This is a genomic window from Flavitalea flava (assembly GCF_054461575.1).
Genome location: NZ_JBTLQH010000026.1, coordinates 16,297 through 33,680 on the forward strand (window position 1 = coordinate 16,297; position 17,384 = coordinate 33,680).

Genomic DNA, 17,384 nt, shown 5'->3' on the forward strand with positions numbered 1-17,384 from the left:
TTTAAAAAAACAAAATTTAAACTGCCGGTTATGAAATCAATTTTCTTTGGATATTTCAAAAAAGGAGTTTTGTTCGTGGCTTTTGGCCTGACGGGCATTTTGCTTTATGCACAAGCGGATAAGGTCATCAGGGATGATAATGCCCAGGCAAGGGAAGTAAAAGGTTTTCATGCCATACAGATTTCCAGTGGAATAGACCTGTATCTGAGTCAGGGAACCGGTGAAAAAGTTGTCGTCAGCGCCGCCTCCACCCAGGCCAGGGATAGGATCAGGACGGAAGTGGAGAATGGCGTATTAAAGATCTATATAGAACAAAACATAATGGGATGGGGTTTTCATTCCAACCAGAAATTAAAGGCCTACGTTTCGGTCAGGGAATTGGATGCCCTCCGTGCTTCCGGCGGATCAGATGTATTCCTGGAAGAAGTGTTGAGGACGGATAAGCTTGATCTGGCCTTTTCGGGAGGGAGCGATCTGAGAGGAAAGGTAGCCATCCGGGATCTTTCGATCGTTCAGAGCGGTGGATCGGATCTGTTCCTCAGTGGTACGGCCAGCATCTTATCCGTTCATGCCAGCGGAGGAAGCGACCTGCACGGCTATGATTTGCTGACTTCGGAGTGTCATGTGGAAGCCAGCGGAGGAAGCGATGTCAATATCACGGCCAATAAAGAGCTGAGCGTTCATGCCAGCGGGGGAAGCGATGTGTTTTATAAGGGGGAGGCGGTGATGAGAGAATTGCATTCCAGCGGATCCAGCAGCGTTAGCAAAAAAAGCTAGGTTGCCGTATTATCAAAGAAGTAAACCATACCGGATATCTAAAAAAAAAATTGCTAACACCATGAAAAATTTGTTTTTTGCGCTGGCAGCGTTTTGCACTTTCTCCATCTCTCAGGCACAACAAACGATCGTAAACGATCCCAATGCCCAGGTGAGGGAGGTGGATGATTTCCACGCTATAAAGGTTTCTACCGGTATTCATTTGTACCTTTCCCAGGGAAAAACAAAAGCGATTGCCGTCAGTGCCTCGGAGCCTTCCTTCCGAAACAGGATCCGGACGGAAGTAAAACAAGGAGTACTGCATATTTATTATGATAATGAGGGGTTTAATTGGAGCGATATGAACAGGAAAGAGTTGAAGGTTTATGTATCCAACAGCCTTATTGACGGATTGAAGGCATCTTCGGGGGCTCATGTGGATGTTGATGGAACGCTTAAATCCACTAATTTAGACATGGATTTATCCAGCGGCGCCTATTTTACGGGGAAAGTGGAGGTTGGGAACCTGACGATCGATCAGGGCAGCGGAGCCCGCTCGCTTATTTCCGGAACAGCGGGCCATCTGAAAGCTTCCTCCAGTAGCGGAAGTTCCCTTCAGGGTTTTGATCTTCAGGTAGACGATTGTACGGTAAACGCCAGCAGCGGAGGGAGGATCGAGATAAAGGTAGAGAAGGAAATGGCCGTTTCCGCCCATAGCGGGGGACATGTGAATTACCTGGGAGCCGGTGTTATCAAAGAAGTACATACAGGAAGCGGCGGCAGCGTGTCGAGAAGATGATCCATAAATTTCAAAAGATATTATGAAACGGGTAAGCTTTTTTTTATTGGGCATTGTGGCTCTTTTGCCTGTACTGGCACAGAAGACCATTATCAATGACCCGAATGTTCAACTGAGGAATGTGAAAAATTTTAATGGAATACAGGTTTCCAATGCGATCGATCTGTATTTAAGTCAGGGAGACCAGGAAACGGTAGCCGTAAGTGCAAAAGATATTGAGTGGAGGGATCGCATCCGGACGGAAGTGCAGGATGGAATATTAAAGATATGGGTTGACAGTAAGGGCTGGTCCTGGTCGGGCGGCAATAAAAAAATGAAAGCCTATATATCTTTCACTATGCTGAACAAGCTAAAGGCATCGGGATCCAGTAATATTTATGTGGATGGGGTTATTTCCGGAAATAGCCTGGATCTTACTTTATCGGGGGCCAGTGATTTTAAGGGAGCCGTGAAGGTAACCGATTTGCATATCAATCAAAGCGGAGCCTCAGACGCTCAGATTACCGGAACCGTAGCTAACCTGACAACGATCCAGTCTTCGGGAGCCAGCGATGTTAAAGCCTATGACCTGGCAACCGAAAATTGTTCGGCTCATGCTTCAGGGGCTTCGGATATCAGGATCACCGTGAATAAGGAATTAAATGCCCACGCCAGCGGAGCCAGCAGTATTTATTATAAAGGTGATGGGGTTATCAGGGATCTCCATTCCAGCGGGGCCAGCAATGTATCAAAGAAAAGTTAACCCCGGTTTTTTATAAAGAAGATAAGAATTTCAATAATGCGGCCCTGTCCGCCTGACCTAGCTGCATGAACTGTTGTTTGGAACGGGATGCTTCGCCATCATGCCATAATATTGCCTCTTCAATCGATCTGGCTCTTCCATCATGCAGGAAATATGGAGTTCCCCCGTTTGTTTTGCCCAATAATCCCAGGCCCCAAAGAGGGGTTGTTCTCCATTCCTTTCCGGCAGCTAAAAAATCAGGTCTGTTATCAGCCAGCCCGTCTCCCATGTCATGGACGAGAAGATCGGTATAAGGATGAATGCGCTGACTGCTTAAATTGATGGCCGGATTGACGCCAGTTTGCATGGTCGGGCGGTGGCAACCGGAGCAATTGACCTGGTTAAAAAGGACGGCCCCTCTTTTATTTATACTATCCAGGACGTCCCTGCGGGCAGCAACAGCCAATGTTTGTACATAAAAGGTCACATAATTCAAAAGAGTGTCGACTAATTCCGGGCTGGTATCGTCTTTGTTAATAAAGTCCATTTGTGATTGGCCAAAGGCGCTCTCCTGAATTTGTGCATAACTGGTCACACCCATATCCTGCTGATAAGCGGTCGCCACCTGGGTAATAAGAGTTGGGGTATTTGCCTTCAAGCCAAATCTCCCAAGCTCGGTTTTTTTTGTATAAACATCATAGGCATAATTGGCCTTCCCTGTAATTCCATCTCCGTTCTTATCTCCGGCATCGACAAAGGAAAGAACGGTCTGTTCGGGAATATTTTCCAGCAGACCCAATCCCACCAGACGAGGCGCTAATCGCGGGGATAACATATAACCTGCCGGCAGTGGGATATAAGAATTTTGTAAGGCATAAGAAGGTTTGTGAAGGGTTACGATACTGCCATCAGGATAGGTGACGGGAAGATCAGCATAACTGATAGATGCACTTGCCTCTGCAGGGATGCCTAAAAGGCCCTGATCCTGGATCTGCCCTCCGAAGCCAGGGGCTGGGAGAGGGCCCCCATGTGCATCCATACCGGGAATGCTGATCCTTAATAACATACCGGAATTGGATGAGCCTGTACTTGGGAATCCTCCCCCGTCATTACGATGGCAATTGACACAGGAAAGATTATTAAAGACGGGCCCAAGACCGCCAAAATGAGGGGCAGGGGCTGCGACAAAAACCTGGTCAAAGGTACCATCCCCTATCGTATGCACTCTTTCCTGCCTCTCGCTCAGCCCATCGATAGCCTGTTTAAAAGCCTGGGTCGATTCGTTCAGGGTAGTGAATGAACCACCGCTCATACGGTCATCATAACTGTCTTCCGGAAAAACACCGGCCTTATTGCACCTGCTGAATCCATACATAAGTACACCCAATGCAATAACGATATAGAACTTCTTCACTTTTCTTTCTTGTTTTTAATGTCTTTGCCGGTGTTTCGATTATTACCGGTATTTCGATTATTGCCGGTGTTTCGATTTTCGCCGGTATCTGATAAATCAAAGAGGAACTAATCCTTTACATACTGTTTGATGAAATTAACCAGGTCAGTCTCCAGCAGCGTTTGTAAGGCGTTCAACTGGGTCATGGTCGTCTGGATCTGTGTTCTGCGCTGAAAGATCGCTAGTTCAAAACGCATGTTGTCGGCGCCGCTGATATTGTCGAAGGAATTGACTGCTGCGGTTATAGCGGCCTGGATCTTATTATCCAGGTCTTTATTTTTTGCAGCAACCAGGTCTTTTATTCCCTTACCTCCGTTCAGACCCAAATAAACCTGCTGAACGCCAACGATATTATTTTTAAAATCGATAAGGCTGTTGCCGGAATAGGGAGATTCGGCCAGGGACGAATCCTTGGTGAAAAAAGGATTATACATTTTACCGTCTTCGTTCTGCTGCCCTACCTCATTACAAATGCCTGCCATTCCATTATCTGCTGCCAGATCAAGGAAGAAGGCCTGTTTGGAAGAATATACCGTATTACCGGTTCCTGCGGTAAGGATGGAATTTGCATAATTGATAGGGGCGGAAGTCCAATCGGAGAGTAAAAGCTTCACATTGTTATTCAGCATATCTGCCGACAGGCTGACCAGGTATTGTTTTTTCCGGGCATCCAGCTCGCTTGCCTTACGGCTGCCACCTTCCCCGAAGATCAGGTACTCGATAGGGTGGTAACCCCTTAACGTTTGGGGAAGATTCTGAATATCCGTTTCTGCAAGCGGATTGGCACTGGTCAACAGGGAATCCATTTGACGATAATCCGTAGGCCAGGTATCCGTATTTGGATCATAATCGCCGCTTTCTACCGGTCCGATCAAAAAACCTTCACATCTTTCCCATATTGTTCGCATTGCTTTCCAGGATGCCTGTGCTGCCTGCAGATTGACATCGGTAGGGTTGGTATTCAGGGTGGTAATACTGGTGTTAAGATTAGTTCCGGCCGTTACAAGGGCCTGATATTGGGGCAGCGCTGTATTGTTGACGAAATTATTGATGACATCGGTTTCGATGGACACGAAACTCTGTGAATTGTCCGTAGTAGAAGACTTACTACAAGACGATAATGCAAATAAACAATATAGTGATGTGGCCGAAAGGAGTAATTTTTTCATGCTGCTGCTACTTATTAAATGATGATTATTATAAATGGATGATTCTTAATATCAGATGATTATTTTATTGTCTTTTACGCCTTAAGATGTATTAATAAATTGTTTTGGCCGGAGGTGGTCTCAAATTGTTTGAGTGCTCTTTCTGCCGGCCCCTTTGTTACCTTCCCTTCTTTATTAAAGGCGCTTCCATGGAGACTGCAGCTATACCCATTGCCTGAGGCGATTAGCTGATTGTCCTGATGGGTGCATTTGAGTAACAGAGCGGAATAGGTATTGTCTTCTTTTTTTCGCACGGCTATGGTATAAAACCACCCTTTTGGTTTTACTAATTGCAGAGGCGACTGGATGAAGGCTGATAAAGGAATCTCGACCTGGTCGTTCACGATCTCCGTATGAATGACCTGATAGGCAGCCGGACCGCAACCCGTCAGGGCGGGCAGCATAAGACCAGCCGTCACCAGCATACAGGCATTACAGGTAGATTTAAGAAAGGCTCTGCGTTCCATAAATTTTTAAAATGAATAACCAATACCGATATTCAGGAATTGATTATTTTGTTTATAAGGCAATGCATTCGGGGCAGGGTTGATGACCAGCGCCGGGTTTTGTTCGCCGGTATGCAGCAGCCTTACGTCCGCTTTAATGACCACATTGGGTATAGGGAGATAACCCAGACCGATCAGCAGATGCGTTTGTTTTAAGGTTCCGTCGTATTGGTCCTGGTTCTTTTGTACCGTTGATAATTTTGAATTGAGATCGAGGGCTTCGATCCGGGCAAAGCTGATGAATTGCTGCGTTTTCTGTCTGGAATGTAACCAGTCATAAGCCAGTTCGGCATAGGCGCCGTACATGCCGGATGCTACATTTTTTCCATAGGCACTATATATTTTATCGGCATCCGGATAAGATATATAGGTTACCAGGGCTTTGGCCGAAAAACCGTTTCTCGCATATTGAAGGTCTGCCTCCCCTAAATAAAGAGGGGTGCCAAAGGCACCGGTTTGAAGCCCTACATTCAAACTGTCCGCGCTTCGTTTGCTTAAACCAACTGTTCCCCCCATATAGCCGGAGACCTGAAATTTAAAATCCTTCCATAAATATTGAACGGAGGCGGTAATGGCCAGGTTATTGGCAAGGGCACTGCTGCCTTCCGCACGGCCTCCCCGGATACCATCGCCATGATTAAATCCTTCGCTGTTCAATCCATTTACTACAGCTACCGAATAATTTAGGGGTAAACGCTCGGAAGAACCATAAAAACCGATCCCCAATTCGCGCCAGGTAGCCGGAATAACAACGGTTTCAACGATCGGACGTTCAACGCCATTAAAATTGGAAGGCAGATGGTTCTCGTTCAGCAGCCCAATTCTGGGAACGAAAAGCCCGGCAACCAGGTATTGGTTGGAATTAAGATTAAATTTTAAATAGGCCTGTTCCATGGAGATCTCTCCGGTACCGCTTTCCCCGGCGGTAACTTTGGCGTTCTCCAGCTCCATTTCGGAAAAGAAGGCAATTTTCTCATTGAATTGATGCCCTATAAAAAGGACGGCCCTTTCCAGGGTAACCGTGGATTGGCTTTGGTCGAAATTTCGTTGGTAAAAGGCACTTCCGTACCCGGAAATGACTGTTTTGTTCTTTGCTGCATTATTATTTAAGGAATCCTCACTGGTAATCATTAGTTTTTGGGCGGGGGTTCGGTACACCTGCGCCTGTATTCCAGTTACGGCCAGCAGCGAAAGGCCAATAACAACAGTTGTTCTTTTCATTTTGCAAAAGAAAGGGGATTACGAAGGAGTCATTTACGTAATCGGAAAATCCTTTTACCGGATACGGAAAATCTGAAATTACCCTTCTTTCTGAAAAGCACCCTTCTGTAAAGCCTTCATTTTCAAAAAGATTGCTCAAAAGAATCATCTTTATTTGGTGAGGAACAAAAATCCCTTTACTTTTGCCGTCCACATCGCGAAGTAGAGCAGCGGTAGCTCGTCGGGCTCATAACCCGAAGGTCGGTGGTTCGATCCCACCCTTCGCAACAAACAGGCCTCTTTCTTGAGAGGCTTTTTTTATTAAAGGGCTTAATTAAGCCCGAGGCTGTTATCAAAAAGAGAATAATCTGGGCCGGGTTATTTTTCTTGAACCCGGACAGGATTATTAAAGGGCGTATTAAGCCCGAGGCTGTTTGCCGGAGGCAGTTAAATAAAGAATAATCTGGGCCGGGTTATTTTTCTTGAACCCGGACAGGATTATTAAAGGGCGTAAGCCCGGCACAGCTTAAATCCTTTGTCCGATCTTTGTAATAATCAGAAAGCCGGCAAAAGGAGGGATGTAAACATGAAAGTTGGATTTGTAAGCATATTTGGTAAGCCGAATGCCGGTAAAAGCACCCTGCTCAACGCGCTCATGGGGGAGAAGCTGGCCATTGTCTCTCCTAAAGTACAAACTACCCGCCATCGTATTAAAGGGATCCTCACGGAAAAAGAATACCAGATCATTTTTTCTGATACACCAGGGATCATCGAACCCAAATACAAACTGCATGAAAAAATGATGCAGGTGGTAAAAAATTCACTGGAGGATGCCGATCTATCCCTTTTACTGGTCGATATCGGTGATAATTGGGAGGATAATGATCAATTATTCAAGGCCTTACGATTAAAATCCCCTGCCATTATCCTGCTCAACAAGACCGATAAAGCAAATGCAGAAACGATAACGGAAGGGATTAAATTTTTTGAAGCCAAACCCTATTGCCGTAAAGTGGTCCCACTTTCTGCGCTGAAAAAAACGCATATTCCGGGTTTGCTGGATACGATTCTATCTTTTTTGCCGGAAGGGAATCCTTTTTTCGAGGGGGACGATCTCACCGATCTGCCGACAAAATTCTTCGTGGGGGAAATGATCAGGGAGAAGATCTTCTTTTTATATGGGGATGAGATTCCTTACCAGGCTACGGTCCTGGTGCAGGAGTTCAAGGAAAAAACAACACTGACCAAAATAAGAGCAGATATTATCGTTCAACGTGAGACGCAGAAAGGAATTATCCTGGGTGAAGGGGGCAAGATGATTAAAAAACTGGGTTCGGATGCCCGGAAGGATATTGAAGCTTTTCTCGACAGACAGGTTTTTTTGGAATTATATGTCAAAGTCAGGCCGAAGTGGAGGGATAGTGAGCTTTTTTTAAAAGAATACGGTTATTAATGGGTGGGGGTAAAAATTAATTTATGAGTGGATTTACAGTTGCCATTGTCGGGCGACCCAATGTCGGGAAAAGTACGTTTTTTAATCGTTTACTGGAACAGCGAAAGGCTATTGTCGATGATGTCAGCGGGGTAACCCGCGACCGGCAATATGGTATCGTGGAATGGAACGGGAAAGCCTTTAACCTGATCGATACCGGAGGTTTTGTTCCCCAAAGTGAAGATGTTTTTGAAATAGAAATAAAAAAGCAGGTATTGATTGCCGTGGAAGAGGCGAATGCCCTCGTTTTTATGGTCGATACCTCGACAGGGATCACTCACCTGGATGATGCGATGGCGGATGTCCTGCGGCGGACCACCAAACCTGTTTTTCTTGCGGTCAATAAAGTGGATAACGGCGATCGTTTGCTGGAAGCGACCGAATTTTACAGTCTCGGTTTCGACAATATCTTTTTCCTTTCTTCTATGTCAGGTAGCGGTACCGGTGAAATTCTCGATGCCATCACGGATCTGATCAGCGAGAAAGGGATTCCCGAAGAAAGCCCTCTGCCAAAGTTTGCCATTATCGGCCAGCCAAATGCAGGAAAATCCTCCCTGTTGAATGCCTTGATCGGGCAGGAACGTACGATCGTGAGTGATATCGCAGGCACGACCAGGGATACTATTCACACGCCTTATAATCTTTTTAATAAAGAGTTTATTCTCATCGATACGGCAGGAATACGCCGGAAGACCAAGGTCCATGAAGACCTTGAGTTCTATTCGGTGATCCGGGCCATCAAGGCGATGGATGAAGCGGATGTCTGTATGTTATTGCTGGATGCCTCCAAGGGGATCACGGCACAGGACCTCAATATCTTCAGCCTGGCAGCCAAAAAAGGGAAGGGGATCGTGGTCCTGGTCAATAAATGGGACCTGGTTGAAAAAGAGACCAATACGGCTAAAGAATATGAAAAGGAATTAAAATTGCGGATGGCTCCCTTTACGGATGTGCCTATTCTGTTTATCTCGGTTTTAGAAAAGACCCGTATTTTTAAAGCTATCGAACTCGCCCTGGAAGTTTATGAGAACAGGCAACGTCAGGTACCTACGGCGGTGTTGAATGAAGTAATGCTCAAGGCTGTGGAATCCTATCACCCTCCGGTGGTCAGAGGACATCCGCTCAAAATAAAATACATCACCCAATTGCATACGGCGGTTCCTTCTTTTGCTTTTTTCTCCAATTACCCGGATGATTTTAAGACGCCGTATAAAAATTACCTGGAAAATAAACTGAGGGAAAATTTCAATTTTAAGGGCGTTCCCCTGAGGCTCTTCTTCAGAAAAAAATAAGGCCGGATCTAATTGATGAACTGAATCCTGAATTGGCTTATAGCTTAAATTTCTGGATAACCGTCCCGACTTCTTTTCTGTATTTTTTTAAGGCCTCTTTTTCCTGACGGATAAAGCTGTTGTCGGCTAAGGCGCCGACAACGATATTCATTTCTTCGGTAGACTCATAGACCATTTTACGGAATGGATTGGTATAATCCTTTGCCCGGGAAGTATAGATCCCTGCGGTCATCCATTCTTTGGTGGTAATGGCCTGGAGGAATAAATTCCGAAGGCCTTCTTTTCCCATTTGTTTGAGTGATTTTCCCTGCATTTCCTTCAGGGCCGCCAGTGCATGGACCAGCTTGTCCCTGCTATATTGGTCGCCCTGATTGGAATAGAATTGATGCACCTGCTCCCATTCTTTTATTTTCCCATTACGGATCTGTTCCAGCAATTTTTGTAATTCGGTTTCCCGGATAAGTTGTCCGCCTGCATTGATCCAGGGAGCCAGGGATATCCTGGACGGTAAGGCAGCTAACAAGGAATCATAGCCGGAAATTCCTTCCGAACGGATAAGGGATAATAGTTGATTTACCGTATAATAAACAATCAGTTCTTTAAAAATGTGGTAGGATTGATGAACTTTCACCAATCTCACTTTCCGGTCACCGTTCTCGAAACCTTCGGCAAGGATCTCTAATTGATCCACTTTTTCCTGGGGGCCTTCGAGAAGTTCCTGACCGATGGCCAGGATTTCTTCTTCCGTATGTTTGTTTGTTTTTCCGGAAGATCCCGATAGTGCCGAAAGACCGGTTTGCTTTAAATGAAGGATAAAGGCTTTGCCGGTGAAAAGACTGATTTGTTTAAGAGAGGCGGTCATTTCACTCACGGTATCAGGTGCCAGGAAATCGAATTCGAGTAATTGGGTCTTCTCTATCCGTTTGTCCCGATCCAGGTATTTCCAGGAATTGCGGGCAAGTGCGTACATATTGTGAAGGAACCAATAGGCAGGCATAACGACCAATTCGTCCTTACTGGCATCATTACTGATCAGGGCGAAAGGAATCGGTATATCCAATTCGGCCGGATAATCCCCCTTTGCCAGGATAGCGTAAGAGGCAAACCGGGAATTGTGTTTCAAACTGACACAAAGGCCCGGCCAGAATCCACGCCCGGCAACGATCTCTCCGTCGGGGCTTCGTGAATTGTGATTGGAGCCGATGGTAGCGCCTGCTGCCATATTACTTTGTCCCATGACCAGTGCCGCACAGAGAAATGAATTGTTATGGTGCTGCTCATGCGCCGGAAATATGAGGGAGTTCAGGACTTCACAACAGGAGATGGTGGAATTATTTCCCAGGTAGGAGTTGATCAACCGGGCTCCGTATTTCAACTGGGAATGAGAGGCCATAAAAAAACGAACTGCCTTCACCCCGTAGAATACCCGACAGCCATAACCTACGATACCATTGACCAGTTCGCATCCTTCCCCGATCTGGGATTTGGCTTGCGGGGAGGAATTGATCGTAAGATTCTTCAGTTTGTTGGCACCTTTCAGATAGGCATCACTTCCGATCCATACATCTTTAATAATCTTACAATTTTTTATGACGGTACGATCACCGATTTTCCCGTAATAGCCCCTTCTGTTGTCGAATTTCTTTTCCGTGAAAGCTTTGAATTTGTTTTGCACGGTTTCATCATCCCGGAAACGGCTCCATAACCAGGCGTCACCGGGCAGCATTCCGTTAAAGGGGATGATCCTCCGTCCTCCGTTCTCATTACATACTTCCATCCAGATCCGTATGGATTCGTTTTCACCCTCTTTCAGGATACCGTTCCCGAACTTGGCATAATCGGTGGTCGTCAGTTCGTTGGTATTGACGATCATGACGTCATTGCCGATAATATAATGCGATAAATAATTCGTATTGTCGATACATACATTGTCCCCGAAATCGCAACTGATAACGGTACTGTTATAAAGCCCAACCGGGCGGCGGAGGTTATGGAATTCCAGGTAATACGGCTCCAGTTTGCCGATACGTATCAGTCCAAAAAATTTGCAGTTCTGTACCAGCTCAGGAGCAAATGAATCCGAAACGAGAATGTCGTTCCAGTTGGAGGATGTATTCCGGTTGCGAACCAAGGCCTCTATCTCATAGGCCGTTAGTTGACGGTGACCGGTAACATTCCTGTTCTGAAGATCCCGTAAATAATATTCGTCTTTTCCTTTAGGTAAATAGGCGCTTTCGATAAAGTCATAGCCTAAAGAATTGATGGGGCTTTTCCTGATCTCATTCATGGTAAAGGAGTTATTCCACGGTTACACTTTTTGCCAGATTCCTTGGTTTGTCTACATCACAGCCATTGGCCACGCCGATATGATAAGCGAATAATTGCAGCGGAATAACACTCAGCATGGGGGCTACCAATTCATCGGCTTCCGGAACCATGATCGTATCATCGGCCATTTTAGCGATTACCTCGTCCCCCTGGCTGATAACGGCCAGCACGATCCCTTTCCTGGCTTTAATTTCCTGGATATTACTGATGATCTTTTCATGATAAGAATCTTTGGTGGCAACGATGACCACTGGTAAGTGCTCATCTACCAAAGCGATTGGACCATGTTTCATTTCTGCCGCAGGATAACCCTCTGCGTGGATATAAGATATCTCCTTTAATTTAAGGGCTCCTTCCAGGGCAACCGGGAAATTATACCCTCGTCCGAGATAAAGAGCGCCGCCGGATTTTTTTCCGGAATCCTTATATTTTGATTTGTTGGCTAATTCTTTGATCTGGTCATCCAGTTTTAATACTTCTTTTACTTTACCCGGCATTTCATGCAGTTCACTCAGTAAATGCATGTACCGGGTTTGATCGATGGTGCCTTTTTCCCTGGCGACCTTCAAGGCGATCATCGTCAGGACAACCAATTGAGCGGTAAAGGCCTTGGTACTGGCCACGCCGATCTCAGGTCCCGCATGGGTATAAGCTCCTGCGTCTGAAATACGCGCAATGGAAGATCCTACTACATTCACGACGCCCATGATGAAGGCCCCGTTCTCTTTCGCCTTTTCGATCGCTACGATCGTATCTGCGGTTTCTCCGCTCTGAGAAATGGCGATGATCACATCTCCGGGACGGACCACCGGGTTCCGGTAACGGAATTCCGAGGCATACTCCACTTCGACGGGAATGCGGCACAATTCTTCGAAAATGTATTCTGCTATCAGCCCGGCATGCCAACTGGTTCCGCAGGCAACCATAATGATCCTGTTGGCACTCGTAAGTCGATCGATATTATTCTGAATGCCAGCCATGGTGATCGTGCCTTTGACGGCATCGAGGCGGCCCCGCAAACAGTCGAATATCGTATCCGGCTGCTCGAATATCTCTTTTTTCATGAAATGGTCGTATCCGACTTTTTCAATGGCCGCCAGTTCCAGATCCAGTTTTTGAATAAAGGGGGTCAGTTTTTCATTGCCCAGATTCTTCAGGATCAACTCATCTGCCTTCAGTATAGCCAGTTCATAGTCGTTCACATAAACGACCTCCTTGGTATATTCTATGATTGGGGAGGCGTCGGATGCCAGAAAATGCTCCCCTTTGCCGATGCCGATCACCAATGGGCTTCCTTTTCTTGCGGCGATGATCGTGTCGGGGTTGTCCCGGTCAAGCAATACGATAACATAAGCGCCAACCACTCTTTTTAATGCGATCCGGACAGCTTCTTCCAACCCGCAATTATTGTTCTGTTGAATGTCTTCTATGAAATTCAGCAATACTTCCGTATCCGTATCACTCTTGAACTGGTATCCTTTTTTGACCAGCTCGTTTTTGAGCTGGGTGTAGTTTTCGATGATACCGTTGTGGATCATGGCCAGTTTGCCGCTGGCTGAGTTATGGGGATGGGCATTACGGTCATTGGGTTCACCATGGGTTGCCCAGCGGGTATGACCGATCCCGGCATGAGCATGCAGATCCTTTCCCACCAAACTCTCTTCCAACTCTGCTACTTTACCTTTTTTCTTATAAACCCGCAGGTCCTTATTCAGGAGTGCGACTCCGGAACTGTCGTATCCCCGGTATTCCAGGCGTTTGAGTCCTTTTAAGATGACGGGGTAGGCTTCACGGGGTCCGATATAGGCAACAATTCCACACATAGAATAATTTTTATTGGATTATCAACGGGCAATATTATATAAATATTTTGATCTAAATGAAAACGTCCTCTATTTAATAGAGGACGTCATAACTAAGATTAATAGTATATTTCTCCTTTTGCCCCTTAAGGCAAGGCTCTCAGGAATATTTTTTCCAATATCCTTCGATCCAGATTCGTCCATCGGACGTATTCTTCCAGTGTGCCTTTACCCAAACCCTGTCTTCATCAGAAAGGGAATTAGACGTCGGGCGGTTAGTCCCGGGTCTGTTTGATAAAGAATCCGGGTTATCATAACGAGGGGCCGGTTGGCCGCTCCGATCCTGTTGAGTGTTATTATGATAATTACGATTATAGTTATCAGGGTTGCTGCCTGACTGTGGCGGCTGTTGATCATCATGCCGCTGATCATCATAAGGATCTGCCGGATCCTCATAATCCGTACCCGGCTGAGCATCATATTGATCCTGGTATGGATCCGATTGTATAACCACCGGTGGATAACCATAATAAGGTGAATAAGGATAGCCGTAGCCATAGGGATACCCCAAACCGAATCCTAACCCCAATCCAAGACCCCATCCTTCATAGCCCCAATCTCCGTATCCCCATCCACAATAACCCCGTCCGCCATAGTACCCTCTATAATTTCCTCCATGGTTGCCACCACGATACCCGCCACCATAATATCCTCCACTCCGGCCATAGACGTTGCCATGAACGTCCCTGTAACTTGTTGACCGGTTGCCATAACTGTTTGATCTGTTCCCATAACTGGCGGATCTGTTACCATAACTATTGGGCCTGTTCCCATAACTTGTACTGCCGGTTCCCCTAATGGTGGATGCCCTCGATCCGCCATAACTGGAAATCCTGTTGCCTCCATAACTGGTACCTCTGTTCCCACCGTAACTGTTGCTATATGTTCTGCTGCCGCCGCTAAAGGATCTGCCGGCTCCTGCTCCGGAACTAAAAGATCTCCCCCCGCCCATACCGGAACCTGCGGACATTCTTGCTCCCCCGCCACCTCCTCCGCGATTGCCCCCGCCACCTCCTCCACGTCCGCCGCCCCGCTGGGCATAACCGGCCATACCGATCAAGGTAAAAAAGAAAAGGACTGGCAACCATTTTTTATGTGTTTTCATAACTATGGCTTTTATGCTGTTCAGAAATTCTATTTTGACACCTTTTAGACAGGTTCCCGCATAAAAAGTTTAATGGGGATCAAGCTTTTTTTCAGGCAAAATATCCCTTAAAAGTTACGAATAAATTGATAGAAAAGCGCATAGAAAGCGCGGGATAGCAAGCTTTTAACAATTGAGCTATGTTTATTTTTTCAAATATGTTTCAAATAACCGGAATATCCGTTTGTATTCATCCGTCCAACTGCTGGGTTCTGCAAATCCATGATCTTCCAAGGGATATACAGCCAGTTCCCAATCATTCTTCCCCAATTCGATCAAACGCTGGGTGAGTCTTACGATGTCCTGGAAATGCACATTTTCGTCAACCATTCCATGACACATGAGCAAATGTCCTTTCAACCCCTGCGCGAAATAAATGGGGGAGCTTCTCCGGTAAGCCAGGCTGTCGGTCGCCGGCTCATTCAGGATATCGGAGGTATACCCATGATTGTAATGGGCCCAATCCGTTACAGAACGAAGGGCAGCACCAGCTGCAAAAACGTCGGGTTGGGTGAACATGGCCATCAGGGTTATAAACCCGCCATAGGAACCTCCATAAAGCCCGATATGTTTAGGGTCCACTCCTTCGTGTTCAACCAGGTATTTAACCCCATCCACCTGATCACTAAGGTCTTTTCCACCCATGTGCCGGTAAATGCCGGTTCTCCAATCCCTTCCATATCCGGCGCTTCCGCGATAGTCGATATCCAATACCGTATATCCATTATCGGCAAGCAGGTTATGGAACATAAATTCCCGGAAATAATAACTCCACCATTTATGGGCATTTTGTAAATAGCCTGCGCCATGAACAAAAATGACGGCAGGTTTACCTGCATTCGTATTTGCATTTGCTGTACCCGGCCGGTAAAGCCTGGCATGAGCCGTGGCTCCGTCTGCAGCATTGAAGGTGATAAACTCAGGCTCTCTCCAGGGATAGGCAAGAAAGGCATTACTCCTGGCCTTTGTGGTTATCTGTTTGGGCTGACTTCCCGCCTTATTATCCTGTAAATACAACTCCCAGGGTTTGTTGCTGTAGGAATAAAGGAAGGCCAGTTGTTTCTCATCGGGCGATACTACTACCTGGTTACCGCCGGGCAGGGTAGTTATCCTTTCGGACTTGCCACCGGCGACGGGTAATTGATAGAATTGTTGTTCCCCTGGGTCCACTTCATTAGTGGTGATAAAAAAAAGTTTTTTGCCTATGGAAAGTGATGCCTGTAAAATTTCGTAAGACCCACTGGTCAATTGGATCTTTTTACCGGTGCCGAGATCTGCTCTGTAAAGATGGGAGTATCCGCTGGTCTCGCTCTGGTACCAGAACGTATTTTCATCGATCCAGCCGCAATTGCTTCCGCCAAAATGATAGCCGATGCCCGGACCGCCTATCCATGCCTCATCCCTTTGCCGGTCCACCAACTTTAGTTTGCCGGTGGCCTCGTCCAGATTCATCAGCCAGCGGTCTTTATTATCCTGTGATCGTATATCCAATACAGCATGGTTGCCTTTTGGAGACCAATAAGGGCCATTCATGATAACAGGTCTGTCCTTTTTGACAACCATTCCGGGATTGCCGGACGAATTAGTATCCTTAACTGCGGTGTTCGCGGAAGGATAGTCTTTAACATAATCCGGCAGATCCGAAATACCTGGGATCTGCCCTGTCGGAATAACGATAAGTGTATCTTTCTGCCTGTCAAATATGCAGGTGCTATAGCTGTCATCAGGTGCCCCGACTTTCGTCCGGCTTGCGATATCACGGGTAAAGCCGGATTCCGTTACATAACTGGGTACTATAGTGTTTTTTGCCCCTGAGGCATTTTTAAGCAATTGGTACACGATGAATCGTCCGTCGGGGCTGATATTTATTTCGGTGAGGGTTTTGTCATCAATATAAATGGGTTTCAACTCCCTGGGTTTACGGCTCTTCGTGATGGAGTCGCCCAGGTCTTTTTTTGTTTTACGGGTTCTCAGCACATCAAAAAGTTCTAACTGGTCGCGTTGCAACCATTTTTCCTGGGTATCGGGTCCTTCATTTTTTTCGATTTTCGGGGGCTCCGGGGTTTTCTGGAAATTGGTCAGTTGGAGGGTAAGACTCGATGCTATTTCCCAGGCGAATAAATTGGAGTTCCGGTTATAAACGATCCGGGTATCCCGGAAGGAGAAACGGGGGGAATGCTCATCCCCGACAGTTTGGGTGATCCTTTTTTCCTGGCCGGTCCTGGCGTCTCCCCAATAAACGTCGCCGTCCCTGGCATACGTATAGGCCGTCCGGCCAGTGTTGTAGACGACATTTTCCTCCCGCTGGCTGTTTTGCTGAAGGCTATAAGGAGCTTTTTTCGGGCTAAGATCCTCTCTGGTAATATAATAAAGAGAGTCATGAAGGGAATTGTCCGGATTCCAGTTAAAAAAAAGTATTTTCCCGTCCCGGCTCCAATACTGGCCGGAAGGCGAGGTGCCTATCCATTTTGGGTCCTGCATAATTTTTTCCACGGTTAATTTACCGGGCTGCCCCTGGCTGCGGGAAGCCGGGGAAAGGAGCAAAAAAGAGCCTGCCAGGAAACATTTTATTATCCCAAGGGTATAGGTGTGCAATGTCATAAAATGGTGATATGGTTGTTAA

The 17,384-nt window shown here is 46.4% G+C and carries 13 protein-coding genes and 1 tRNA gene; 6 read left to right on the plus strand and 8 right to left on the minus strand.

Going from position 1 to position 17,384, the window contains the following annotated elements; translation table 11 throughout:
* Window positions 1–30 precede the first annotated feature (30 nt).
* The 3 genes from ACX0G9_RS20620 (at window position 31) to ACX0G9_RS20630 (ending at window position 2,297) form a co-directional block, all read left to right on the plus strand.
* Window positions 31–777 carry a head GIN domain-containing protein gene (locus ACX0G9_RS20620; RefSeq protein WP_459066843.1) on the plus strand — a complete coding sequence of 249 codons (747 nt, stop codon included), beginning with the start codon at window positions 31–33 and terminating at the stop codon, window positions 775–777.
* A gap of 61 nt (window positions 778–838) precedes the next feature.
* The gene (locus tag ACX0G9_RS20625; protein ID WP_459066844.1) at window positions 839–1,555 is read left to right on the plus strand and encodes a head GIN domain-containing protein; all 717 of its coding nucleotides are present in this window, start codon (window positions 839–841) and stop codon (window positions 1,553–1,555) included.
* A 22-nt stretch (window positions 1,556–1,577) separates the two neighbouring features.
* Window positions 1,578–2,297 (plus strand): head GIN domain-containing protein, encoded by a 720-nt coding sequence (locus tag ACX0G9_RS20630; protein WP_459066845.1) that lies wholly within the window; start codon window positions 1,578–1,580, stop codon window positions 2,295–2,297.
* Between the two features lie 10 nt (window positions 2,298–2,307).
* On the opposite strand, the gene ACX0G9_RS20635 is transcribed toward ACX0G9_RS20630, so the two are convergent.
* The 4 genes from ACX0G9_RS20635 to ACX0G9_RS20650 all read right to left on the minus strand — a co-directional run bounded on the left by ACX0G9_RS20635 (window position 2,308) and on the right by ACX0G9_RS20650 (window position 6,664).
* Window positions 2,308–3,690: a di-heme oxidoreductase family protein gene (locus tag ACX0G9_RS20635; RefSeq protein WP_459066846.1), complete on the minus strand. Its 1,383-nt coding sequence runs from the start codon at window positions 3,688–3,690 to the stop codon at window positions 2,308–2,310.
* A gap of 107 nt (window positions 3,691–3,797) precedes the next feature.
* Window positions 3,798–4,898, minus strand: a complete 1,101-nt coding sequence (locus ACX0G9_RS20640; protein WP_459066847.1) for an imelysin family protein — start codon at window positions 4,896–4,898, stop codon at window positions 3,798–3,800.
* 74 nt (window positions 4,899–4,972) lie between these two features.
* Window positions 4,973–5,404 carry a QcrA and Rieske domain-containing protein gene (locus ACX0G9_RS20645; RefSeq protein ID WP_459066848.1) on the minus strand — a complete coding sequence of 144 codons (432 nt, stop codon included), beginning with the start codon at window positions 5,402–5,404 and terminating at the stop codon, window positions 4,973–4,975.
* Between the two features lie 6 nt (window positions 5,405–5,410).
* Entirely contained in the window at window positions 5,411–6,664 is a 1,254-nt protein-coding gene (locus ACX0G9_RS20650) for a hypothetical protein (protein ID WP_459066849.1), read from the minus strand.
* A gap of 195 nt (window positions 6,665–6,859) precedes the next feature.
* Here ACX0G9_RS20650 and ACX0G9_RS20655 point away from each other — a divergent pair.
* The 3 genes from ACX0G9_RS20655 (at window position 6,860) to der (ending at window position 9,427) form a co-directional block, all read left to right on the plus strand.
* Window positions 6,860–6,931, plus strand: a tRNA-Met gene (locus ACX0G9_RS20655).
* A gap of 298 nt (window positions 6,932–7,229) precedes the next feature.
* Window positions 7,230–8,096: a GTPase Era gene (gene era / locus ACX0G9_RS20660; protein WP_459066850.1), complete on the plus strand. Its 867-nt coding sequence runs from the start codon at window positions 7,230–7,232 to the stop codon at window positions 8,094–8,096.
* A gap of 23 nt (window positions 8,097–8,119) precedes the next feature.
* Window positions 8,120–9,427, plus strand: coding sequence for a ribosome biogenesis GTPase Der (gene der, locus ACX0G9_RS20665; protein ID WP_459066851.1), 1,308 nt, complete (start codon window positions 8,120–8,122; stop codon window positions 9,425–9,427).
* Window positions 9,428–9,464: 37 nt separating this feature from the next.
* Here der and ACX0G9_RS20670 read toward each other — a convergent pair whose 3' ends face one another.
* The 4 genes from ACX0G9_RS20670 to ACX0G9_RS20685 form a co-directional block, all read right to left on the minus strand.
* On the minus strand, window positions 9,465–11,714 hold the full coding sequence (locus ACX0G9_RS20670; RefSeq protein WP_459066852.1) for a DUF4954 family protein: 2,250 nt from the start codon (window positions 11,712–11,714) through the stop codon (window positions 9,465–9,467).
* A gap of 10 nt (window positions 11,715–11,724) precedes the next feature.
* Window positions 11,725–13,578 carry a glutamine--fructose-6-phosphate transaminase (isomerizing) gene (gene glmS, locus ACX0G9_RS20675; protein WP_459066853.1) on the minus strand — a complete coding sequence of 618 codons (1,854 nt, stop codon included), beginning with the start codon at window positions 13,576–13,578 and terminating at the stop codon, window positions 11,725–11,727.
* A gap of 139 nt (window positions 13,579–13,717) precedes the next feature.
* Window positions 13,718–14,722: a hypothetical protein gene (locus tag ACX0G9_RS20680; protein WP_459066854.1), complete on the minus strand. Its 1,005-nt coding sequence runs from the start codon at window positions 14,720–14,722 to the stop codon at window positions 13,718–13,720.
* 183 nt (window positions 14,723–14,905) lie between these two features.
* Window positions 14,906–17,362, minus strand: coding sequence for a S9 family peptidase (locus ACX0G9_RS20685; protein WP_459066855.1), 2,457 nt, complete (start codon window positions 17,360–17,362; stop codon window positions 14,906–14,908).
* Between the last annotated feature and the right edge of the window lie 22 nt (window positions 17,363–17,384).

Excerpts from the sequence above, each read along its gene's own strand:
- ACX0G9_RS20620 (WP_459066843.1), top strand. The coding sequence starts at position 31 with ATGAAATCAATTTTCTTTGGATATTTCAAAAAAGGAGTTTTGTTCGTG.
- ACX0G9_RS20625 (WP_459066844.1), top strand. The coding sequence starts at position 839 with ATGAAAAATTTGTTTTTTGCGCTGGCAGCGTTTTGCACTTTCTCCATC.
- ACX0G9_RS20630 (WP_459066845.1), top strand. The coding sequence starts at position 1,578 with ATGAAACGGGTAAGCTTTTTTTTATTGGGCATTGTGGCTCTTTTGCCT.
- ACX0G9_RS20640 (WP_459066847.1), bottom strand. The coding sequence starts at position 4,898 with ATGAAAAAATTACTCCTTTCGGCCACATCACTATATTGTTTATTTGCA.
- ACX0G9_RS20645 (WP_459066848.1), bottom strand. The coding sequence starts at position 5,404 with ATGGAACGCAGAGCCTTTCTTAAATCTACCTGTAATGCCTGTATGCTG.
- ACX0G9_RS20650 (WP_459066849.1), bottom strand. The coding sequence starts at position 6,664 with ATGAAAAGAACAACTGTTGTTATTGGCCTTTCGCTGCTGGCCGTAACT.
- era (WP_459066850.1), top strand. The coding sequence starts at position 7,230 with ATGAAAGTTGGATTTGTAAGCATATTTGGTAAGCCGAATGCCGGTAAA.
- der (WP_459066851.1), top strand. The coding sequence starts at position 8,120 with ATGAGTGGATTTACAGTTGCCATTGTCGGGCGACCCAATGTCGGGAAA.
- ACX0G9_RS20670 (WP_459066852.1), bottom strand. The coding sequence starts at position 11,714 with ATGAATGAGATCAGGAAAAGCCCCATCAATTCTTTAGGCTATGACTTT.
- glmS (WP_459066853.1), bottom strand. The coding sequence starts at position 13,578 with ATGTGTGGAATTGTTGCCTATATCGGACCCCGTGAAGCCTACCCCGTC.
- ACX0G9_RS20680 (WP_459066854.1), bottom strand. The coding sequence starts at position 14,722 with ATGAAAACACATAAAAAATGGTTGCCAGTCCTTTTCTTTTTTACCTTG.
- ACX0G9_RS20685 (WP_459066855.1), bottom strand. The coding sequence starts at position 17,362 with ATGACATTGCACACCTATACCCTTGGGATAATAAAATGTTTCCTGGCA.